At 66.9% G+C, this 21,993-nt stretch carries 20 protein-coding genes and 1 pseudogene; 11 read left to right on the forward strand and 10 right to left on the reverse strand.

Annotation, left to right across the window (positions count from 1 at the left end; translation table 11 throughout):
• Positions 1-59: 59 nt before the first annotated feature.
• From J3R73_RS17050 to J3R73_RS17070, 5 genes are all read right to left on the reverse strand, one after another.
• A complete protein-coding gene (locus J3R73_RS17050) occupies positions 60-824 on the reverse strand; it encodes an amino acid ABC transporter ATP-binding protein (protein WP_307429237.1) in 765 nt (254 codons plus the stop codon).
• Complete coding sequence (locus J3R73_RS17055; protein ID WP_370879943.1) at positions 821-1,759, reverse strand: amino acid ABC transporter permease; 939 nt, start codon at positions 1,757-1,759, stop codon at positions 821-823. Before J3R73_RS17055 ends, J3R73_RS17050 begins: the two co-directional genes overlap by 4 nt.
• Before the next feature lie 132 nt (positions 1,760-1,891).
• Positions 1,892-2,863, reverse strand: coding sequence for an ABC transporter substrate-binding protein (locus tag J3R73_RS17060; protein ID WP_307429241.1), 972 nt, complete (start codon positions 2,861-2,863; stop codon positions 1,892-1,894).
• Positions 2,864-2,942: 79 nt separating this feature from the next.
• The gene (locus J3R73_RS17065; protein WP_307429244.1) at positions 2,943-4,649 is read right to left on the reverse strand and encodes a thiamine pyrophosphate-binding protein; all 1,707 of its coding nucleotides are present in this window, start codon (positions 4,647-4,649) and stop codon (positions 2,943-2,945) included.
• A 66-nt stretch (positions 4,650-4,715) separates the two neighbouring features.
• Complete coding sequence (locus J3R73_RS17070; protein ID WP_307429246.1) at positions 4,716-6,212, reverse strand: aldehyde dehydrogenase; 1,497 nt, start codon at positions 6,210-6,212, stop codon at positions 4,716-4,718.
• Between the two features lie 213 nt (positions 6,213-6,425).
• Between J3R73_RS17070 and hutC the strand changes: the two genes are divergently transcribed.
• The 11 genes and pseudogenes from hutC (at position 6,426) to solA (ending at position 15,278) form a co-directional block, all read left to right on the forward strand.
• Positions 6,426-7,223 (forward strand): histidine utilization transcriptional repressor HutC, encoded by a 798-nt coding sequence (gene hutC / locus J3R73_RS17075; RefSeq protein ID WP_307429248.1) that lies wholly within the window; start codon positions 6,426-6,428, stop codon positions 7,221-7,223.
• On the forward strand, positions 7,220-7,993 hold the full coding sequence (locus tag J3R73_RS17080) for a UbiD family decarboxylase (protein WP_307429251.1): 774 nt from the start codon (positions 7,220-7,222) through the stop codon (positions 7,991-7,993). The genes hutC and J3R73_RS17080 overlap by 4 nt, the downstream gene beginning before the upstream one ends.
• 22 nt (positions 7,994-8,015) lie before the next feature.
• Positions 8,016-9,154, forward strand: a protein-coding gene (locus J3R73_RS17085) for an IS3 family transposase (RefSeq protein WP_307421818.1) whose coding sequence is annotated in 2 segments (ribosomal slippage) — positions 8,016-8,283 and positions 8,283-9,154 — 1,140 coding nt in all. Because the reading frame shifts where the segments join, the coding sequence is not laid out codon by codon here.
• A 61-nt stretch (positions 9,155-9,215) separates the two neighbouring features.
• Positions 9,216-9,362 (forward strand): annotated as a pseudogene (locus tag J3R73_RS31550) (UbiD family decarboxylase domain-containing protein); the annotation flags it as partial.
• A 21-nt stretch (positions 9,363-9,383) separates the two neighbouring features.
• Positions 9,384-9,836 carry a hypothetical protein gene (locus tag J3R73_RS17090; protein WP_370880095.1) on the forward strand — a complete coding sequence of 151 codons (453 nt, stop codon included), beginning with the start codon at positions 9,384-9,386 and terminating at the stop codon, positions 9,834-9,836.
• A gap of 23 nt (positions 9,837-9,859) precedes the next feature.
• Positions 9,860-10,531: a UbiX family flavin prenyltransferase gene (locus tag J3R73_RS17095; protein ID WP_307429254.1), complete on the forward strand. Its 672-nt coding sequence runs from the start codon at positions 9,860-9,862 to the stop codon at positions 10,529-10,531.
• A 20-nt stretch (positions 10,532-10,551) separates the two neighbouring features.
• Positions 10,552-11,289, forward strand: a complete 738-nt coding sequence (locus J3R73_RS17100) for an aspartate/glutamate racemase family protein (RefSeq protein ID WP_307429256.1) — start codon at positions 10,552-10,554, stop codon at positions 11,287-11,289.
• A 12-nt stretch (positions 11,290-11,301) separates the two neighbouring features.
• Positions 11,302-12,423 carry an NAD(P)/FAD-dependent oxidoreductase gene (locus tag J3R73_RS17105; RefSeq protein WP_307429259.1) on the forward strand — a complete coding sequence of 374 codons (1,122 nt, stop codon included), beginning with the start codon at positions 11,302-11,304 and terminating at the stop codon, positions 12,421-12,423.
• Complete coding sequence (locus J3R73_RS17110) at positions 12,407-12,703, forward strand: (2Fe-2S)-binding protein (RefSeq protein WP_307429262.1); 297 nt, start codon at positions 12,407-12,409, stop codon at positions 12,701-12,703. Before J3R73_RS17105 ends, J3R73_RS17110 begins: the two co-directional genes overlap by 17 nt.
• Positions 12,700-14,106 (forward strand): FAD/NAD(P)-dependent oxidoreductase, encoded by a 1,407-nt coding sequence (locus J3R73_RS17115; protein ID WP_307429264.1) that lies wholly within the window; start codon positions 12,700-12,702, stop codon positions 14,104-14,106. The genes J3R73_RS17110 and J3R73_RS17115 overlap by 4 nt, the downstream gene beginning before the upstream one ends.
• Positions 14,106-15,278, forward strand: a complete 1,173-nt coding sequence (solA, locus tag J3R73_RS17120; RefSeq protein WP_307429266.1) for an N-methyl-L-tryptophan oxidase — start codon at positions 14,106-14,108, stop codon at positions 15,276-15,278. Before J3R73_RS17115 ends, solA begins: the two co-directional genes overlap by 1 nt.
• Positions 15,279-15,484: 206 nt before the next feature.
• Here the strand turns inward: solA and J3R73_RS17125 are convergent, their stop codons facing one another.
• From J3R73_RS17125 to J3R73_RS17145, 5 genes are all read right to left on the reverse strand, one after another.
• The gene (locus tag J3R73_RS17125) at positions 15,485-15,922 is read right to left on the reverse strand and encodes a universal stress protein (RefSeq protein WP_307429270.1); all 438 of its coding nucleotides are present in this window, start codon (positions 15,920-15,922) and stop codon (positions 15,485-15,487) included.
• 156 nt (positions 15,923-16,078) lie between these two features.
• Positions 16,079-17,200, reverse strand: coding sequence for an ABC transporter permease (locus J3R73_RS17130; RefSeq protein WP_307429273.1), 1,122 nt, complete (start codon positions 17,198-17,200; stop codon positions 16,079-16,081).
• A 1-nt stretch (position 17,201) separates the two neighbouring features.
• Positions 17,202-19,922: a ribosome-associated ATPase/putative transporter RbbA gene (gene rbbA / locus J3R73_RS17135; RefSeq protein WP_307429276.1), complete on the reverse strand. Its 2,721-nt coding sequence runs from the start codon at positions 19,920-19,922 to the stop codon at positions 17,202-17,204.
• On the reverse strand, positions 19,919-20,950 hold the full coding sequence (locus tag J3R73_RS17140) for an HlyD family secretion protein (RefSeq protein WP_307429279.1): 1,032 nt from the start codon (positions 20,948-20,950) through the stop codon (positions 19,919-19,921). Before J3R73_RS17140 ends, rbbA begins: the two co-directional genes overlap by 4 nt.
• Before the next feature lie 257 nt (positions 20,951-21,207).
• Positions 21,208-21,774 carry a DUF4337 family protein gene (locus J3R73_RS17145; RefSeq protein ID WP_307429282.1) on the reverse strand — a complete coding sequence of 189 codons (567 nt, stop codon included), beginning with the start codon at positions 21,772-21,774 and terminating at the stop codon, positions 21,208-21,210.
• Positions 21,775-21,993: the final 219 nt, after the last annotated feature.

Here is a 21,993-nt window from a genome sequence, read left to right on the forward strand (position 1 = left end):
GCGGCATTGAGATCATGCGACCGCCCTGCCCGGTGATCGAGGCAGCGACGCCGGACCGGTCAGCCCAGCCGCGACAGAAAGGCCCTCGTCCTTTCCTGCTGCGGGGCGCCGAAGATCTGCCCGGGGCTGCCCTGCTCGACGATGACGCCGCCGTCCATGAACAGCACGCGATCGGCGACCTCCTGGGCGAAGCGCATCTCGTGGGTCACGACGATCATCGTCATGCCGTCGGCGGCAAGGCCGCGCATGACGGCGAGGACCTCGCCGACCAGTTCGGGGTCGAGCGCGCTGGTCGGTTCGTCGAACAGCATCAGCTTCGGCTTCATGGCGAGCGCCCGCGCGATCGCCACGCGCTGCTGCTGGCCGCCCGACAGCTGGTGGGGATAGGACGCCAGCTTGTCCTCGAGCCCCACCCGCTTCAGCAGGGCCTTCGCCTCGTCGACGACCTCCTGGCGATTGCGCCGCTGCACGCAGATCGGCGCCTCGATGACGTTCTGGAGCGCCGTCATATGGGTGAACAGGTTGAAGCGCTGGAAGACCATGCCGATCTCGGCCCGCTTGACCGCGACCTCCGCCTCGCCGAGTTCGTAGAGCTTGTTGCCGACACGGCGGTAGCCGACGAGCTCGCCATCGACATAGAGGGCGCCGCCGTCGATCTTCTCGAGATGGTTGATGCATCGCAGCAGGGTCGATTTGCCCGATCCCGACGGGCCGACCAGGCAGACGACCTCGCCCTGCCCGACATGGAAGTCAACGCTCCTGAGCACCTGCAGATGGCCGAAGCTCTTGGAGATGCGCTGGCCCAGCACGGTCGGCTTCGTCATGGCGCGGCTCCGTTCAGCTTGGCGGCGAGCACGGCCGCAGCGCCGCCGGCGGCGACGTCCTTCGGCGCGAACGCCTTCTCGACCAGTCCCTGGAGGAAGGACAGCACCGTGGTGGCGGCGAGATACCACACGCAGGCGACGAGAAGCAGCGGGATGGTCTGGAAGGTCCGCGAGGAAATGTTCTGCACGGAGTAGAGGAGATCGGACAGCGCGATGACGCTCACCAGCGACGTCGTCTTCAGCATGCTGATGATCTGGTTGCCGGTCGGCGGGATGATGATGCGGATGGCCTGGGGCAGCACGATGCGCCGCATGATGCGGCCCTGCGTCATGCCCAGCGCTCTCGCCGCCTCCCGCTGCCCCGGATCGACGGACAGGATGCCGGCCCGGACGATCTCGCTCATATAGGCGCCTTCGTTCAGCCCGAGGCCGAGCAGCGCCGCCGTATAGGGGGTGATCAGGTCGTTGGCGGAGGCCTGATACAGCACCGGCCCGAAAGGCAGCTTCAGATAGACGATGGGCACGATGATCGCCAGGTTGAACCAGAATATCAGCTGCACGAGGATCGGCGTGCCGCGGAAGAGCCAGACATAGGCGGAAGCGGGGATGCGTAGGAAGACGTTGGTGGAGATGCGCATGGAGGCGCAGACCGTGCCGATGACGGTGCCGATCAGCATGGAGACGACGGTGAGCCAGATCGTCAGCCAGAGTCCCTGCAGGATGGTCGGGGAGAAGACGTAGGCGGCGACGACATCCCACTCGAAGTTCGGGTTTTCGGCCGCGGACAGGATGAACCAGATCGTGGCCAGGGCCATGACGATGCCGGCCACCCACCGTCCCGGCCGCCGCCGCGGCACGACGGGCAGCAGATGATCTTCGACGTCGTCCCTCGACTGCACGGCGGCGCTCGGCCTGGTCGCTTTGTTTGCCAACATCACAATCTCAATCGATGAGCGGTCGGAACTTTGCAAGGTCATGCTGTCAAGCCGGATGCGGTGGGAACGGCGGTCGGGATCGGGCAGAGCTTGCAGGCGAGCCGTCGAGGCTCGCCTGCAAAGGCATCGAAATTACGGCTTCGGGGCCGGCGAGCCGAGATTGATGCCGGGCTTGTCGACCTTCAGGGCCGCGAGGTCCCACTTGTCCATGACCTTGTCATAGACGCCATCGGCGATCAGGGCCTCGACACCGGCGAGAAGCGCCTTCGCCAGCTCCATATTGTCACGCTTGACGACGAAGCCGTCGATCTTGCGCGGCAGGATGTCCGGCGTGAACAGCTTCAGAGGGCGCGAGCTCCTCTTCTTGATCTCGGCGGCGGAGGAAGCGTCGTTGACGAGGAAGTCGACGCGGCCGGAAAACAGCGCGAGCAGCGTCGCGTCGGCCGTCGGAAACTCGCTCTTGGCGATCGCGGGCTTGTTGTGCTTGAGGCAGAAGGGATTGAGGACGTCGTCGACGCTCTGGCCGAAGGTCGTGCCCTTCTGGGCCGCGGTCTTGAGGCCGCAGAGGGACAGCGGATCATTGGTGACCGGGCTGCCCTCCAGCGTGAAGATGCCGTTCACCGAGATCGACAGGTCGACGAAGGTGACCTGCTTCTGCCGTGCGGGGGTGTCGGAGATGCACTCCATCGCGGTGTCGAAGCGCCCGCTCTGCACGCCGGGGATGAGGCCGTCGAAATCGATCGACGAGGCCACGAACTTCACGCCCATCTTCTTGCCGAGCGCTTCCCACAGGTCGGGCTCCCAGCCCACCATGGTCACGTTGTCCTCGGCGAAGCTCTCGCATGGCGGATAATGCGCGTCGGTCGCCAGCTTGATCACGCCGGCATCCTGGATCGCCTTCGGCAGCAGGGCGTGGAGCGCGGGATCGGTCTTGACGGCCGCCGTGATGGCATCGTCCGCCCACGCCTTCGTCGGGCCTGCGAGGCCGGCGCCGGCCACGGCCGCCAGCGCGACGGCAGCCGCGCCGAGGGCGGCGCGGATGCGCCTGGAGGCGAAGCGGCCCGGCGCTCCACCGACAGACGGTTCGAACTCGAGATTTCTCATAGGATTCCCTTTCTGGATGAAGTGGTTCGTCGGCATCCCCTTCTGGCGAGGGATTGCTCCGATAGGTTGGGTTGCCGCCTCAGCCGGCAGACGAGGATGAGGCTGCGAGGCGCCTGCGCCTCAGGTCGGAGAGCGTGTAGCGCGTGTGGATGACGTCGCGGTCGACGATGAGCTCGATGAGCGCCGGCTTGCCCGCCGCGAGGGCGCGTTCGAACGCCGGCTCGAATTCCTCGGTCGAGGCGACCTTCTCGCCATGGGCGCCGTAGGCCTTCGCCAGCAGGGCGAAGTCGGGATTGACAAGCTCGGTGCCGTGGGTGCGGCCCTGCAGGCGGTTTTCCTCGTGGATCCTGATCGTGCCGTAAAGGCTGTTGTTGAACAGCACGATCACCACATTCGCCTTGTACTGGACGGCGGTGGCGAGCTCCTCAGCGCTCATCTGGTAGCAGCCGTCGCCCACGAAGCACACCACCGTGCGGCCGGGGTGGAGGAGCTTGGCCGAGATCGCCGCCGGCAGGCTGTAGCCCATCGAGCCGCTGATCGGGCCGAGCTGGGTGTGAAGCTTCGAATGAGAGAAATAGCGCTGGCTCCAGGTCGCATAGGCACCGACGCCGTTGGTGACGATGGCGTCGTCCGGCAGGCGCCGGCGCAGCCATGTCATGATCGAGGGTATGTCGAGGCTGCCCGGACAAGGCTGCGGCGCCCTCTCCGCCTCGAAGGTCGCCCGCAACGCCGAACTCCAGGGGCGGAAGCGCTCGGGCTGGATCGGCGCCATCGCCCCGAGGGCGGCCGCGAAGGCGTCGTTGTCGGCCACCAGCGCCAGGCTCGCCTGGAACACCCGGTTGAGATCGCCGAAACTGCCGGTGACGTGGATGAGCTGCTGCCTCGGCGTGGGGATGCTGAAGAGCGTGAAGCCCTCCATATAGCCGGCGCCGATGGTGTTGACGTCGCTCAGCGCGTCGTTGCACATGATGACGAGATCGGATTGCTTGATGTGTTCCAGCAGCCTCGGATTCGAGCCGATGCCGATCTCGCCGGCATAGTGCTCGAAGGCGTGATCGATAATGTCGCGGCGGCGGAAGGTGGTGACGACGGGGATGGCCTGCGTCCGGGAGAAGGCCTGGACGGCGTCGCGCGTCGCCTCGGTCCATCCCGAACCGCCGACCACGAGCACGGGCTTCTCGGCAGCCGCGATCATGCCGGCGATGCGGCCGAGATCCTGCGCCGCGGGAACGCCGGCGCGGACGCGCTCATAGGGACGCGAAGGCGCCGTTTCGCAATGCTCCTCGAAGACGTCCTCCGGCACGACCAGGACCACCGGGCCCATGCGGCCGGTCATCGCCGTGTGGAAGGCGCGCTGGATGAATTCAGGGATGCGCCTGGGATCGTCGATCTGGGCGACCCATTTGGTCAGCGGGGCGAAGAGCGTCCTGAAATCATAGGACATGAAGGCTTCACGCTCCATCAGGGAGCGCTTGACCTGCCCGACGAAGAGGATCATCGGCGAACTGTCCTGGAAGGCGGTGTGAACCGCGTTCACGGCATTGGTCGCCCCGGGACTGCGGGTGACGAACGCGATGCCCGGCCGGCCGGTGAGCTTGCCATAGGCCTCGGCCATCTGGGCGGCGCCGTTCTCGTGGCGGCAGGAAATGCAGCGTATGTCGGGGTGGCGCGTCGAAAAGGAATCGAGCGCCGGCAGGAAGCTCTCGCCGGGCACGTGATAGACGAGGTCGACGCCGTTCGCCTTCAGCTCGTCGGCAATGATGTCGCTTCCTGTCCGGGCTTCCATTTCCGTCTCCTTCATCGAGGTGCGTGCCGGGAGGGCGGGCCATGCGCGATCCGCATCGGGCCCCGCCTATCCGATCACGAACGGATTGGGGACTTCGCTCGCCGTCGAGATCCAGACGGCCTTGGTCTGCAGATATTCGCGAATGCCTTCCACGCCGTTCTCCCGGCCGATGCCGCTCTTCTTGTAGCCGCCGAAGGGCGTCGTGTAGGAGATGTCGCGATAGGTGTTGATCCACACGCTGCCGGCCTCCAGCCGTTCGGACATGCGGATCGCGAGCTGCATGTCCGACGTCCAGACCCCGGCCGCCAGGCCGAACTCGCTGTCGTTGGCGATCGCCACCGCCTCTTCCGGATCGTCGAAAGGAATGGTCGACAGCACGGGGCCGAACACCTCTTCCCGGGCGATGCGCATGTCGTTGCGGACGCCCGAGAAGATGGTCGGCTGGATGAAGAAGCCGTCCCGGCATTCCGCCAGCTCCGGCCGGCAGCCGCCATAGAGCAGCTCGGCGCCCTCGCTGACGGCGATGTCGATATAGCCGAGGACCTTGTCGTACTGCATCCGGTTGGCGATGGGGCCGATCTGGGTTTCCAGATTGGTGGGGTCGCCGACCCGGGCCTTGCGGGTGAAATCGATCAGCTTCTCCAGGAAGCGGTCGTGAACGGATCGCTGCACGAGAAGCCGGGAGCCGGCGATGCAGGTCTGGCCGGTGGCGCCGAAGATGCCGCCGACCACGCCCCTGACGGCATTGTCGAGATCGGCGTCGGCAAAGACGATGTTCGGCGACTTGCCGCCGAGTTCCAGCGACACCCGCTTCACGTCGCGGGCGGCGAGGGAATAGAGGTGCGCGCCGGTGGCCGTCGAGCCGGTGAACCCGACATGCCGCACGAGCGGATGGGTCACCAGCGGCTCGCCGATCTCCTTGCCGAAACCGGTGACGACGTTGAACACGCCGGGCGGAAAGCCGGCGTCCTCGACCAGCGTCATCAGCTGGAGGGCGCTCGCCGAAGTATGCTCGGCCGGCTTGATGATGATGGTATTGCCGGCAGCGAGCGCCGGCGCCGCCTTCAGCGACAGCAGCAATAGCGGCGCGTTCCACGGCACGATGCCGACGCACACCCCCAGCGGCTCGGGCCGGGAGAAGCTCAGCGCCGGCTTGTCGCAGGGATGGACGACCCCCTCGATCTTGTCAGCCAGTCCCGCGTAATACCGGTACCAGTTCGGGATGTAGCGGATCTGATGGCGCATCTCGGCGAGAAGGCGGCCATTGTCGCGGACTTCGGTGGCCGCCAGGGCGTCGGCGTTCGCTTCGATCAGCTCACCGAAACGATAGAGGATGCGGGCGCGCTCGCTGGGATGCATGCGCCCCCAGGGGCCTTCCTTGAACGCCTTGTGCGCCGCTTTCACGGCCCGGTCGGCATCGGCGGCCGACCCGCGGGGAACCAGCGCCCAGGGCCTGGCGGTGAACGGATCGACGGTCTCCAGATAGTCGCCCTGCGCCGGCTCTACCCATTCGCCCCCGACATACATCTTCAGCCGATCGAGAGCCGCGTGCCCGTCGCTCATTTTCAACCCCGTCCATTCCAAGCCTGACATGCGATCCACCGGGGGTGGCACCCCGATAAGATATCATTTCATCGCATTAATGATATCGATAGGCAGCGCATAATTTTGTGTCAAGCATAAAAAAATGGCACGATATGATGCATTCCAAGGCTGGACGGCGTCCTAATGATATAATATCTGACTGGTTATCACATACGTTTAAGGCGAAGCAGAATGAGTTCGTCGCTTGCGACCCAGCAGCCGCTCTATGCGCAGATCAAGGCGGCGATCACCAAACGTATCAACGAGGACAAATGGCCGGTCGACTTCCAGATCCCCAGGGAAGAGGATCTGGCGGAGGAATTCGACGCATCGCCCCTGACGGTTCGCCGGGCCCTGCGGGAACTCCAGTCCGAAGGCCTGCTGGTGCGCATCCAGGGCCGCGGCACCTTCGTGCTGGGATCGAGGATGCAATGCGCGGTCTTCGATCTGAAGGACGTTTCCGAGGAGATCGAGGACGCCGGCGGCGTCCACACCAGCGAGGTCATCGTCCTGGAAGTGCTCGATCCGCAGAGCCCGTTCGGCAAACTGCTGCAACTGCCGCCGGACGTGCCAGTCTTTCATTCGCGGATCGTCCACAAGGAGGACGGCACGCCCATCCAGATCGAGGACCGCTTCGTCAATTCCAGCGAGGCGCCCGACTATATGCGCCAGGATTTCGCGCGCCTCACCCCGCATGACTATCTGCTGCGCGAGACCGAAGTGACGTCGGTGGACAACACGATCCGGGCGATCCGGCCGGATCGCGAAAGCGCGCAGCTGCTTCAGATCGACGAGAACCAGCCCTGCCTCCTGCTGGACAGGAGGACCTGGCGCAACGCCGTGCCGGTCACGCGCAGCCGCTTTCTCTACCCGGGCGACCGGTACCGGCTGCGGAGTTCCCACGAAGCGTCCTACCAGGGCAGCAAGACCGCCGGCGGCAAGGCCGCTTCGCCCGCCGTCAACATCCAGCCGCCGAGGAAGATCCGATGAGAGATTATATGCAGCGGTTGCGGGACCGCGGGGACCTTCTGGTCGTCGACAGGGAGATCGATCCCGCCCACGAACTCGCCGCAGTGACGGCCGCCGCGCAGAAGCGCTGGGGCAAGGCCATCCTCTTCACCCATGTGAAGGGAACGCGCTTTCCGGTTCTCACCAACATCTACGGCTCCCGCGACCGGCTGGCGGAGCTGATCGGCATCCAGGCGTCCGATTTCTGCCGCCAGTGGAGCAACCTGTCCAATCTCGGCAGCCGGATGAAGGAAGGGGGCTTCTTCACGAGGGACGCCGAGCCGGAACTCGTCGACTGCAAGCTCAGCGATCTCCCGCTCATCACCTATTCCGACCGGGACGGGGGGACCTACTTCACCTCCGCCATGTTCATCGCTAGGGATCCGGAAACCGGCGTCGGCAACCTCTCCTTCCACCGCTCGATGTATATCAGCGACGAAGAGCTCCGCTGCCGGCTCGCGCCGCGCCACCACCTGACGATCTATCACGAGAAGGCGGAGAAGATGGGCAAGCCGCTCGAGGCGGCCATGCTGATCGGCCCGCCGCCGACGAGCTTCCTGACCGCCGCCGCGCCGCTTCCCTACGACGTGGACGAGCTCGAGGTCGCCGCGTCCCTGGCGGGCAAGCCGATCGCCATGCGCAAATGCCGGCATATCGACCTCGAAGTGCCCGCGGATACGGAGATCGTCAGAGCTGGCTCGGGAAAAACGGACAGGACCGATAAGTGGAATTTGGCCCTGAACCTGGCATAGGATGCCAAGAACAGGAGCGACGATGACGAGACGAGCACGCCGGAACCATGGCCCGGCTTTCAAGGCGAAAGTAGCCTTGGCGGCGATCAAGGGCGAGAAGACGCTGAATGAGTTAGCTCAGCAGTTTGATGTCCACACCAACCAGATCAGTCAGTGGAAGACACAGCTTCTTGAAGGGGCAACCGGGGTATTCGGTGCGGGTGGCACGGCCGTGCCAGCTTCGTCCGGGGTTGATGTCAAAACCCTCCATGCCAAGATCGGGGAGTTGACGCTTGAGAATGATTTTTTAGAAGGAGCGCTCACCAAGGCCGGCCTTCTGAGCGCAAGAAAATGATCGACCGCACGCACGAACTTCCGATCACTCGCCAAGCCAAGGCTTTGGGACTGGCGCGAAGCAGCGTCTACTATCTGCCCCGTCCTGTGCCGCCCGCCGACCTTACCCTGATGCGGCAGATCGACGAGCTGCACCTTGAGCATCCCTTCGCCGGTTCTCGCATGCTGCAAGGTCTTTTGGCTGCCGATGGGCACCAAGCCGGACGGTTGCACGTCGCCACGCTGATGAAGCGCATGGGGATAGAGGCAATCTACCGGCGACCGAACACCTCGAAACCAGCGCCGGGACACAAGATCTATCCCTATCTCCTGCGCGAACTGCCGGTGACCAAGCCCAATCAGGTCTGGGCGATGGACATCACCTACATCCCGATGCGGCGTGGCTTTGTCTATCTGGCAGCCGTGGTGGATTGGTTCAGCCGCCGCGTGCTGTCCTGGCGGCTCTCGATCAGCATGGAGGCGGACTTCTGTATCGAGGCGGTCGAGGAGGCTCTGGTGCGTTATGGCAAGCCGGAAATCTTCAATACCGATCAAGGCAGCCAGTTCACCAGCGAGGCCTTCACCGGCTTGCTGATCAAGAACGACATCAAGATCAGCATGGATGGCAGGGGCGCCTGGCGCGACAATGTCTTCGTCGAGAGAATTTGGAGGTCGGTGAAATACGAGGAAGTCTATCTCCACGCCTACGACACGGTGTCCCAGGCCCGCGCCTCGATCGGCCGATATTTGATTTTCTACAATACCCGCAGACCCCATTCGAGCCTTGACCGGAAGACACCCGATCAGGCCTACTTCAGCCAGCCAACCCCAATCCCGGCCGCGGCATAATACGGGCTGAAATCCACTTATCCGGCAGGGCTAAGCTGTCCAAACAAACCGAGCCAACTCTGTCATCGAGGGCCGCTTCCTGCCCAACATCCGCCGGCCCGAAGGCCCGTTCGGCGAGTTCATGGGATATTACGTGCCCGTCGGCCCGAACGCCGTCTTCGAGGTGCTCGGCGTCACCGTCCGCAAGGACGCGGTCTTCCACAGCATCCTCTGCGGCTCGGCCGAAGAGGTGCTGACGCTCGAACTCTCGGTGTCCGCCAACATCTACCAGCGGCTCAGCGCAGCCCTGCCCGGCATCGTCGACGTCACGTGCCAGCCTTTCGTCACCCATCCCATCATCAAGATCGACCAGCAATATGAAGGCCATGCGAGGCAGGTGATGCTCGCCACCATCGGTGCCGAGCCGACCTGGGCCAAGGTCATCACGGTGGTCGACCAGGATGTCGACATCTACGACATGGACGACGTGATGTGGGCGATTCTCACCCGTGCCCGCCCCGACAAGGATATGCTGATCATCCCCGAGACGCCTTCCTTCTACCGCGACGAAGCCAGGGATCATTGGGGCCGCCTGCTGATCGACGCCACCGCCCCCTTCCACAGGCGCAGCGAGTTCGTGCGCAAGAAGCTGCGGATGGCCAACGACATCAACCTGGCGGACTGGTTCGAGAACGCGACCTGAAGGCCGACCGGGAGGAGCCTGCGATGGAACAGACCAGAAGCCGGCAGCGCGGCGACCAGGCGCCTTCCAGGCCGCCGCGCCGCATCATCGTCGGCATCAGCGGCGCCTCGGGCGCCCTCTACGGCGTCCGCGCCCTGCAGATGCTCGACGCGGCCGGCATCGAGACGCATCTGGTCGTGACGCGCTCCGCCCATCTGACGCTGGCCCAGGAACTGGAGATGCAGCCGCGCGACCTGAAACAATGGGCCGGCGTCGTGCACAACATCAACGATATCGGCGCCTCCATCGCCAGCGGCTCGTTCAGGACATGCGGCATGATCATCGCGCCCTGCTCCATCCGCTCGCTGTCCGAGATCGTGTCCGGGGTTACCTCGAGCCTGCTGACGCGGGCGGCGGACGTCGTCCTCAAGGAGCGCCGCCGGCTGGTGCTGATGGTGCGCGAGACGCCGCTCCATCTCGGCCATCTAAGGACAATGACGGCAGCGGCGGAGATGGGGGCGGTCATCATGCCGCCGGTGCCGGCCCTCTATGCCCGGCCGGACAGCATCGAGAGCATGGTCAGCCACAGCGTCGGCCGGGCTCTCGACCTGTTCGACGTGGAGACGGACGCGGTCGTCCGCTGGGAGGGCCTGGCCAGGCGGGCGCCCGGCCCGGGCGCCGGCGACGCCGACGACGGTCCGCCCTCGACAAGCTAGGTCACGCTCCGGAGGTTCCGATGCACAAGCAGGACGATGCGGATCGGCGGCGACGGCCGGTCCACGGCACGATGATCGGCATCATCGTGCTGGACACCCAGTTCCGCAGGCTCCCCGGCGACATCGCGCATGTCGACAGCTGGGACTTTCCGGTGCAGTTCGCGGTCGCGCGGAACGTGCGCCCGCAGGACGTCATCGAAGGCGATGCGCAGGAGGCCCTCGACGTCTTCCGGGGCGCCATCGACCAGCTCGTCGCCCTGGGCGTGGACGGCATCACCACGTCCTGCGGCTACCTTTCTGCGGTGCATCGGCAATTGCGCGAGCACAGCCCGGTTCCTCTCGCCTCATCGAGCCTGCAACAGATCCCGATGGTGCTGAACATGCTGCCGGCGGGAAAGACGGCCGGCGTGATCGTATCCGACCGCTCGGCCATGCGCGACATCCACTTCACCAATGTCGGCTCCCCCACCGGCCTGCCGATCGCCGAATTGCCCGAGGCCGGCGCCATCCGCCGCAACATGCGGACGAACAGCCTCGACATCGACGCCGGGGAGCAGGAAGACGAGGTGCTCGACGTCGTCCGGCGCCTGCTCGCATCCCATCCGGAGGTGGGGGCGATCGTCAGCGAATGCGCCAACCTCCCGCCTTATTCGGCCGCGATCCAGCGGACCTTCGGCCTGCCGGTCTTCGACATCGTGACGCTGGTCACCTGGATGCATGGCGGCCTGCGCCCGCGAACCTTCCCTCTCTTCGGCTAGCCGGGCGGGGCCATGAGGGCAGCGGCGGCAAAAAACATCGATCTTGCGGTGATCGGCGGCGGGCTGATCGGCGCCGCGATCGCCTGGGGCGCGGCACGGCGAGGCGCGCATGTCGCGCTGCTCGACGAGGGCGACACGGCGCTGCGGGCCTCCCGCGGCAATTTCGGCCTCGTCTGGCTGCAGGGAAAGGGGCTCGGCGCTCCCCCCTATATGCGCTGGTCGCTGCGCGCCGGCAGGCTCTGGCAGGATTTCGACGCCGCGCTGGCCGAGGATTGCGGCTTCGACATCGGCTGGCGCCGGCCGGGCGGCTTCCATTTCTGCTTCAGCGACGCGGAACTCGAGGGCCGGCGGCGGGTGGCGGAGCAGACCCGTTCGGCCGGCGGCGATATCGACATCGAGGTGATCGAGCGGGCGCAGCTGCAGAAGGATCTTCCGCGCCTGGGGGAACGGGTCGCCGGCGCCTCCTATTGCTCCCAGGATTCCCATGTCAGCCCGCTGCTGCTGCTGCGCGCCCTGCATCTGTCGCTCCGGCGCCGGGGCGGCAACTACCGGCCGGGCTTCCCGGTCGACCGCATCGAACCGGACGGGCAAGGCTTCACGCTGTCGTCGGGCGGCGAGCGGCTGGGCTGCGACAAGGTGGTGGTCGCCGCCGGCCTGGGCGGTCCCTCGCTGGCAGGGCAGCTCGGCATCGCGCTGCCGGTGAAGCCGGAACGCGGCCAGATCGTGGTCACGGAAAGGGTCGCCCCGTTCTTTCCCTATGCGGCGAACAATCTGCGCCAGACCGAGGAGGGTTCCTTCCTCTTCGGCAGCAGCCATGAGGAGGCGGGCCTCGACGACGGCACCGACGTCGCAACGGCGGCCAGGCTCGTCAGGGCGGCGATCGAGGTGTTTCCCGCGCTGGCGGAGGCTTCGGTGGTCCGCGTCTGGGGCGCCCTGCGCATCCTGTCGCCGGACGGACGGCCGATCTATCAGCAGTCGCCCCGCCATCCCGGCGCTTTCGCCGTCACCTGCCACAGCGGCGTGACACTCGCCAGCGTGCACGCGCTGGACCTCGGCCCGGCCATCCTGGCCGGCCGGCTCCCGGACGATGTCCGGACCTTCTCAAGCGATCGCTTCCATGTTCAAGCGCATTGACGGCGCCGCGGCGCGGCCCGGCGGCACCCTCTTCTTCGAAGGCCGGGCGGTAGCCTTCGAGGCCGGGGACAGCGTCGCCGCCGCCCTTCTCGCGGCATCGATCGACGGCTTCCGCGACCATGCGGTCACCCGCTCCGCCCGCGGTCCCTATTGCATGATGGGGATCTGCTTCGAATGCCTGGCCGAAGTGGACGGCGTGCAGAACCGGCAGACCTGCCTCCTGAAGGCCGAGGACGGCATGGCCGTGCGGCGGCAGCGCGGCGCCAGGGTGCTGCCATGACGCAGATCTGGGACGCCATCGTGATCGGAGCCGGACCGGCCGGGGCGAGCGCCGCGGCGCGCCTCGCGGAAGAGGGCGCCTCCGTGCTGGTGATCGACCAGCAGGATGCGCCGGGCGGACAGATCTATCGCGGGCTCGAACGGAACCGCGACAACGCCGCGCTGATGGCCGTGCTCGGCCCCGATTATGCGGGCGGCGGCGCGCTCCTCGACAGGCTGCGCCGTTCCTCCGCATCCCTGGCCCTCGGCCGTTCGGTCTGGCGCGTCGACGCCGGCGGCGAGGTCTGGACGAGGGAAGGCGACCGGCTGGAGCGGCAGCGCGGCCGCCACGTCGTCGTCGCCTGCGGCGCGATCGAGAGGCCGGTTCCCCTGCCCGGCTGGACCTTGCCGGGGGTTATGACGATCGGCGCCCTGCAGATCATGCTGAAGGAATCCGGCCTGGTGCCGCGAGAGGATGTCGTCCTCGCCGGCACGGGCCCCCTGCTCTATCTCTATGCCCGGCAATGCCTGCAAGCCGGTTCCGGCCGGGTCGTGATCCTCGATACCGCCACCACGGCGGACCGGCTCGCCTCGCTCGGCCGGTTGCCGGGCGCGCTCGCCGGCCAGGGCTGGCGCTATCTCGCCAAGGGCATCGCCATGCTCGCCTCGATCAGAAGGCTCGGCGCGGAGGTCCACAGCGGCGTGCGCGGCATCGCGATCGAAGGCGACGAGCGGGTGACCGGCCTGTCCTTCTCGGCCGGCGCCCGGCGATTGCGCCGAGCCTGCAGCCTGGTCGCGCTGCATGAGGGCATCGTTCCGCACCAGCAGATGACGCGCTCGCTCGACTGCGTCCATGATTGGGACGCGGCGGAGCGCTGCTTCCGCCCCCGCAGAGACCAATGGGGCGAGACCTCGGTGCGCAACATCTTCGTGGCCGGCGATGCCGGCGGCATCGTCGGCGCGCGTGCGAGCGCCTTCGACGGCGAGATCGCGGCCGTTTCGATCGCCGCCCGCCTGGGCAGGCTGTCGGCCGCCGAGCGGGACGCGGCCTGTCGCACGCTCGCAGGGCATCGCAAGGCCCACCTCGCCGTCCGCCCCCTGCTGCAACGGCTCTACAGGCCGCGCGAGGAAATCCTGAATCCGTCCGACGCCGTCATCGTCTGCCGCTGCGAGAATGTCGGCGCCGGGCAGATCCGCGACGCGCTCGCCCACGGCGGCCTGGGCCCCGGCCAGGTCAAGACCTATGTCCGCACAGGCATGGGGCCGTGCCAGGGGCGGCTGTGCGGCACCAGCCTGACCGAAATCACCGCCAGGCAGCGGAAGACCGATCCCGGCGAGGTCGGATATTACCGCATCCGCTCGCCCCTCACCCCCCTTCCGGCCGCCGCCCTGGCCGCGCTGACGATCGAGGACGAGACGCAGTGATGCCGCAGGAATTCGACGTCGCCGTGGTGGGGCTCGGCGCCATGGGAGCCGCGACGCTCTACCAGGCGACGACACGGGGGGCGACGAGCCTCGGCATCGATCGCTTCCGCCCGCCGCATGCGCGGGGCGCCAGCCACGGCAACAGCCGCGTGACGCGCGAGGCCGTCGGCGAAGGCGCCGATTACGTTCCCCTGGTGATGCGCTCGCACCGGATCGTCGCCGAGCTGGAACGCGAACTCGGCGAAACCTTCCTCGTGAGGTCGGGCACGCTGATCATCGGCTCCCAAGCCGCCGGGGGTGCGCTGCACGGCGCACCGGATTTCGTCGCCGGCAGCATCGCCATGGCCCGGCGGTTCGGCATCGAGCATGAAATCCTGGATGCCGGCGAGCTGCGCAGGCGCTATCCGCAGTTCCGCACGATCCGCGACGCGGACCGCGGCTATTTCGAGCCGAATGCCGGCTATATGCGGCCGGAGGCCCTCATCGACGCGCAGATCGCGGGCGCCTGCCGCGCCGGCGCGACGGTGTTGCCGGACACCGTGGTCGAAAGGATCGGACAGGCCGGCGACCGGGTTCGCATCGAGACCAATGCCGGCGCCTTCGCCGCACGCCACCTGGTCGTCGCGGCGGGGGCCTGGACGCGAAAGCTCCTCGGTCCGCCCTATGACGGCCTGCTGACGGTCACGCGCCAGGTGGTCCGCTGGTACGCGGTCGAGGATCCCTCATCCTTCCGGCCGGAGAAGATGCCGGTCTTCATGTGGTTCGTGTCGGAGCGCCCGGGCGATTATTTCACCGGCTTCCCGGTCGCCGACCCGGCCGAAGGGCTGAAGATCATCACCAGTGACGACGGCCCCGATATCGACCACGAAGCCATGGAGCCCGCCGATATCGAGGCCTCGCTGGCGTTCCACGCAAGGCTCCTCGCCCCCAACATCGCCGGCGTCCGTCCGAAAGTGGTCGCCAACGCCACCTGCTTCTACACGAATACGCCCCACAGGGGCTTCGTGATCGACCGGCATCCGGCCATGGACCGCGTCACCGTGATCTGCGCCTGCTCCGGTCACGGCTTCAAGCACTCCCTGGCGATCGGCGAAGCGGTGGCGCAGACGATCCTCGAAGGCAGGAGCACGATCGACCTGGCGCCCTTCGCGCTGTCCCGGCTGAAGCGATAGCCGTCGTCCACGATCGGCCGATGGGCGCTCGAACATGATGGCTTCAGGTTGAACGCAGAACCCGTCATTCCGGCTGAAGCGAAGCGAAAGGCCGGAACCCATAGCCGCACCATCGGCAGGACGGCGTTTATGGGTTCCGGGCTCGCCCCTCGGGCGCCCCGGAATGACGTTCGCGATTCGATGCGTTCGTACGCGGACGAATTTGCTCAGGGAACCACGACGACCGCGCAGGGCGACAGGCTCGCCAGCTTCTGCGACACGCTTCCGAGCAGCAGGCCGGCGAGACGGCCGCGGCCTCGCCGGCCGACGACGAGCATGTCGGCGCCCGCCTGCGCCGAAGCCTCCAGGACCTTCTCCGCGACGTCGCCCCAAGCCTGCCGGGTCTGGATATCCGTTACGCCCTTGGCCGATGCCCGCTCCCGGGCATGCGCGAGAACGCCCCGGGACCGCATCTCGATGGCGTCGCCGACAAGCTGGTCCATGGCCGGGTTCTGCTTCAGCTGGTCGAGAGCCTCCTCCGGCAAGTCGCTGGCGACGTTGACGATATGCAGGGCGCAGCCGCCCATCCTTGCAAGCTCCGCGGCGATATCCACCGCCCGGTTCGCGCTGTCGGAGCCATCCGTCGCCACCATGATCCCTCGCATGTCCGTCCGCTCCATAGCTCCTGCGCGTCGATGAGGCCGCCCGCAGGGATTCTGCTGGGAAAGGTACCCGCCATCGCCGCCGCGCGCTTGATGCACGTCAACGCGTCCGCGTTCCGCATCGGGCGGGCGCGGCGGCCTCCCGGCCTCGATCGCGCGTCATTGCATGCTGAGCAGCGCCTTGCGGAAGCGCAGGGTCGCGAGAGCGAAGAAGGCGGCGCCGATGACGACGAAGGCCGCCATCTGCGGCCAGACGATCGAGAGGCCGGCGCCGCGGTAGAGCACGGCCTGGGACAGGGCGACGAAATGCGTCGACGGCGAGACCTGCATGACGTCCTGCAGCCATGCCGGCATGCTCTCCATCGGCGTGGTGCTGCCGGACAGGAGATTCATGACGATCAGCACGGGAATGGCGATCAGCCCGAACTGCGCCATCGAGGTCGAGACCGTGGCGACGAGGATGCCGAGCGCCGTGACCGAGAAGAGATAGAGCACCGCCGCCGTAGCAAAAAGGGTCAGCGACCCCACCACCGGAACGCCCAGCAGGCGCTCGACGACCGCCAGCAGCGACAGGATCGCCGCCGTGACGATGACGAGCCCGTTGGCCCAGATCTTGGCGAGCATGATCTCCACGGGCCGCACCGGCATGACGAGCAAATGCTCGATGGTACCGTGCTCTCTTTCGCGGATCAGCGCGGCGCCCGCCAGGATCACCGACAGGATGGTGATGTTGTTGATCACCTGCATGACGGCGGTGAACCACTCGGATTTGAGGTTGGGATTGAACTTGGCGCGCACCACGAGATTGATGGGGTCGGTCTGCGCAAGGCTGGGCATGGCCGCCGTCACCTCGTTCAGGAGGATGTTCTCGATATAGGAGGCGCCGTTGCCGGCCTGCGACATGGCTGTCGCGTCGATGTCGAGGCCGACCTCGGGATGCCGGCCGGCGATCACGTCCTGCTCGAATTTGGGCGGAATCTCGACGATGAATACATAGTTTCCCGCGTCCATGGCCGTATCGACCTGATCGGCCCCGATGAGCGCCGGCTCCTTGAAGAAGGGCTTCAGCAGGGCATCGCGCAGCCGGGCGGAAAGCATGGAGCGGTCTTCGTCCACGACGGCGACGGAGGCGTTCTCCACCTCGAACTTCGCGCCCGTCGCCACGGCGTAGATGGCGAAGGTGAAGGTGTAGACGATCAGCACCACGAGGATCGGGTCCGCCCTGAGGCTGTAGAGTTCCTTGATGCCGAGGCGCAGGATCCTGACGAGGGAAGCGATCATGTCACACTCCCTGCTTGCGCAGCGTCATGATCGCCACGGCGATGAAGCCCACGCCGAAGAAGACGAGCACCGCGAGGTTGGGCCATAACGCCTCGAAACCGAGCCCCTTGGCGAAGGTCCCGACGCTGATCGGCTGGTACCAGGCCGCAGGAAAGGCGAGCCCCATCAGCCGCCCGCTGCCGGAAAGCGAGGAGACCGGCACCAGCAGGCCGGAGAAGTTCACGGCCGGGATCAAGGCGATGATGGCGGTGGCGAAGATCGCCGCGACCTGGCTCCTGACGAAGCTCGACACCAGCAGGCCGAAGCCGGTGGTGGCGAGCACATAGGCCAGCGACCCCGCGGCGAGCATGGGAAAGGAGCCCTTGAGCGGCACGCCGAAGGCGAGCCAGGCCAGGGCCAGGAGCGAGAGGAAGCTTGCGAAGGCGATCGCCACATAGGGCAGCTGCTTGCCGAGCAGGAATTCGATCCGTGTCACCGGCGTGGCCCGGAAATTGGCGATCGAGCCCGTCTCCTTCTCCTTGACCACCCCGATCGCCGTCATGATCGCAGGGATCATCACCAGGATCAGCACGATGACGCTGGGCACGATGGCGTTCACGCTCTTGAAGGCCTGGTTGTAACGGTAGCGCGGCTCGATCCCGATCGGATAGGGGGAAATGGCCTTGCCGCCCCGCCGCATCGCTTCATCCGTCACATAGCTCGTCGCGAGGCCGGTGACATAGCCGCGCGTCGTCTCGGCCCGGAAGGGCATGGCGCCGTCGAGCCAGACGGCAACCTCCGGCGTACGCTGGCGCAGGAGATCCCGGCCGAAGTCGGGAGGCACCTCGACCGCGAGCTTCAGTTCCCCGCTCTTCAGGCGTGCCTCCATGTCGCCCGCCGAGGTGATGGGCGGCTGCTCGTCGAAATAGCGCGAGCCCTGGAAGCTCTCCAGCAATTGGCGGCTCTGCGCCGTCCTGTCCTGGTCGAAGGCCGCAAAGGGCAGGTGCTCGACATCGAAGGAGATGCCGTAGCCGAATGCCAGCAACAGCACGACCGGGCCGAGGAAGGCGAAGACCAGCCGTGCCGGATCGCGCAGGATCTCGAGGATCTCGCGCCATGCATAGGCCCAGAGCCGGCGTGGATCGACGGCCTTCGGCTCCGAAGCAGCCCGGGAGCGGGGCGGAGCGGAGAGGCTCCCCTCGCCGGCCTCGCTGCCCATCCCGGCCTGTTCGAGCACCTCGATGAAGACCTCTTCCAGATTATCCTTGCCGCGCTGCTGCTTCAGTTCCGCCGGGCTGCCGACCGCGAGCACCCGGCCCGCATGCATGAGCGAGATGCGGTCGCAACGCTCGGCCTCGTTCATGAAATGGGTCGACAGGAAGATGGTGACGCCCTCCTCCCGCGACAGGGCGAGGAGGAAGCGCCAGAAGCCGTCGCGCGCGACCGGATCGACGCCGGAGGTCGGCTCGTCGAGGATGAGCACCTCGGGCCGGTGGATGGCGGCGACCGCCAGCTGCAGCCGCTGGCGGACGCCGAGCGGCAGGCTTTCCGGCCGGCTGCCGACGACGCCCGCGAGGTCGAAACGGTTCAGCATCTCCTGCACGCGCGGCTCGATCTCCTCATGCGGCATGCCGAACAGCTGCGCATGCAGCACCAGGTTCTGCCGCACGGTGAGCTCGCCGTAGAGCGAGAAGGATTGCGACATGTAGCCGACACGCCGGCGGGTCTCCATGTCGCCCGCGTTCAGCGGCTGGCCGAACAGCGCCACCCGGCCCTCGCTGGCGGGCAGGAGGCCGGTCAGCATCTTCATCGTCGTGCTCTTGCCGCTGCCATTGGAGCCGAGGAAGCCGAATATCTCCCCCTTCTCGATACGGAAGCTGACGTGATCGACCGCGGTGAACGTGCCGAAACGGCGGGTGAGGCCCTCGGCCTCGATCGCCGGGGCGCCGTCATGGACGACGCGCGGCGCGACCTCCAGCGGCGTGTCGGCCCGGCGTATGTCCTCCGGCAGCAGGGCGACGAAGGCCCGCTCCAGCGTCGCCTCGCCCGTCTGCTGCCGGACCTCGGCCGGACTGCCGGTCGCGATGACGCGCCCGGCATAGAGGGCCGCCAGCCAGTCGAAGCGCTCGGCCTCCTCCATATACGCGGTGGCGACGATGACGCTCATGTCCGGGCGGCGCGCCCGCATGCGGGCGATGAGATCCCAGAACTGGCGGCGCGACAGCGGATCGATGCCGGTCGTCGGCTCGTCGAGGATGAGGAGGTCGGGGTCGTGGATGAGCGCCGCGCAGATGCCCAGCTTCTGCTTCATGCCGCCCGAGAGCTTGCCGACCGGCCGGTCCCTGAACGGAGCGAGGCCGGTCGCGGCCAGAAGCTCCTCGATGCGGGCGCGGCGCTCGGCGCCGTCCTGGCCGAAGAGACGGCCGAAGAAATCGAGATTCTCCGCCACGCCCAGGGTCGGATAGAGATTGCGCCCGAGGCCCTGCGGCATATAGGCGATCCGCGCGCCTGCGGAACGGCGCTGGCGGGCATCGGCCATGTCGCCGCCGAGCACGCGCACCTCTCCCTGCTGGACGCGGACGACGCCGGCCGCAAGCCCGAGAAGGGTCGACTTGCCGACCCCGTCCGGCCCGATGAGACCCGCCATGGATCCGGCCGGAATCGCCAGGTCGACATTGTCGAGGGCCAGTGCCTTGCCGTAGCGGTGAACGACCTGCTGGAGGTTGACCGAGACCTCGCTCATTGCGGCAGCTTCACGGCAAGTTCGGCAGGCCACACCGCCGCCCGGCTGGTACGTGCATAGGCGACGCCCCGCACGCCGATCTTCACCTGCGATTCATATTGGCGCAAAAGGCTCGAGGCGATCTGCAGCTTGACGCGGAACATCAGCTTTTCGCGCTCGTCATCCGTCTCCACGGTCTTCGGCGTGAACTGCGCTTCGGATGCAACGAAGGAGACCGTCGCCGGCACCACATAGTCGGGAGCAGGATCGAGGATGATGCGCGCCTCGTCGCCGATGGCGAGGCGGCCGGCGGCCGAGGCCGGCAGGAAGACCGTCATATACACGTTGGAAAGATCCAGCAGCGTGACGATCGGAGCCCCGGCGGCGACGACCTCGCCCGACTGGACGAGCTTGTATTCCACCCGTCCCCGGCGTGGCGCCGTCAGCACCGCATCGTCGAGCTGCGACTGGATGCGGGCGACGTCGGCCCGGGCCGCATCGGTCGCCGCATGGGCCTCTTCGAGGCCTGCGCCGGCGGCCGTGCAGGCGGCCTGGGCCGCCGTGAGCTGGCTGCGGCGCAGATCCAGATCCTGCGTCGTGCCGTAACCCCGGGCGTTCAAGGTGAAGGCCCGATCATATTGCTGCTGGGCGAGCACGAGCTCGCTGTTGCGCTGCGCGATCACGGCCTGCGCCTCGGTCTCGGCCTTTTCCGTCCGCCGGACGACCGCCTGGGCGCCGTTGAGCTGGGCCTGGAGATCCGCGGTGTCCATGCGGGCCACCACGGCACCGGCCTCGACCGTCTGCCCCTCGTCGACGAGAACCTGGGAGACGCGGCCGGCGAGCTTGGCCGAAACCAGCACCTCCTCGGCCTCGATGCGCCCGTTCGTCATCACGATGCCGTCGGGGAGATGCTTGCCGCCGAGCCGAGCCCACAGAGCCTGCAGCTTGTCGCCGAAGCTGGTTTCGGCGGCGGCGGCCGCCCCGACGCCGCCGAGGCCGATGCAGGCCGTCAGCGCGGCGGCGATGAAGAAGGAAACGGGAGAGCGCACCGAAAACAGCTCCAATGAACCATTGGCCAGCGGGACGCCGGCCACCCTGTCAATGCGTGACTATCAAGGTACCGGCCGGCCGACATTGACCTGGATCATGGGCAGGCGTCGCTGCGGATGAGGCGAGCGCAGGGGCACAGGGTGGCGGGTCCCGCCTTTTCGAAGCGGCTTCGCGGCAATGGCCGATGCGCCGAGCGGCGGAGACGTTCATGCGGCGCTGCGAGGCCCCCTGTTTCCCTCGCGCGCTCCCACCCCCCTCATGCCGCATAGGCCGCCGCCGCGACGACCGCGCCTATCACGCCAAGGACGAGCGACGTATACCACGGCCAGCGCCGGCCGCCGGTGATGATGGCGATGGTGGCGATGGCGATCGAAATGTGAAGCAGCGTCACGGCGACGGTCAGGAAATGGTGGCGCCGTTCATGGACTTCGGCTTTCTCGAGCGCGTCGTCGGACCGCGCTTCGAAATCCTTGGCCCTCTTCTGGATGTCCAGGCTGTCCGCCTCGTTCCGTGCCGCCTGGGCCTGGAACTCTTCCGATTTTGGACCTCCCTGAGCGGCGGCGATGTCGTACATGTTCTTCTTCAGGCTCTTTGCCTCGAAGAAGTTCCAATTGTCGGTGGCCTTGTTCTGGAAGAGCACCGATTCGGTCTTGGCTGCGGTCGAGGCCCCGCTTTCGATCGTCTCCAGGCTGCCGACGCCGGCTGCCAGCACGGCGAGGATGGCGATCGTCATCGCGACGAGCGGAACGAATTTATCGGTGCTGTGAGCGGCATGCTCGGCGTGCTCGGTGTGCTCATAGGCTTCGGTCGGCGCGTCATCCATGATCGTTCTTCCTGCCGCCGGGTGGAGCTGCGGTCGCGCCCTCCTCTATATCGTCATTCCTGCTCGAGGGCAGGATCCTGCGGGCGGGCGATCGAAATTGGCGGCTCGCCTTGATGCCATGGCCGGGAGGGATCTCGTCAAGCGTCGTGCCGACGAGCGTGTCGCGCCGGAACGGCCCTTGCCGAAGAGACCGCAACCCGCACCGGCGTGCCATGGTCA

This window comes from Labrys monachus, from assembly GCF_030814655.1.
GTDB classification, from domain to species: Bacteria; Pseudomonadota; Alphaproteobacteria; order Rhizobiales; family Labraceae; genus Labrys; species Labrys monacha.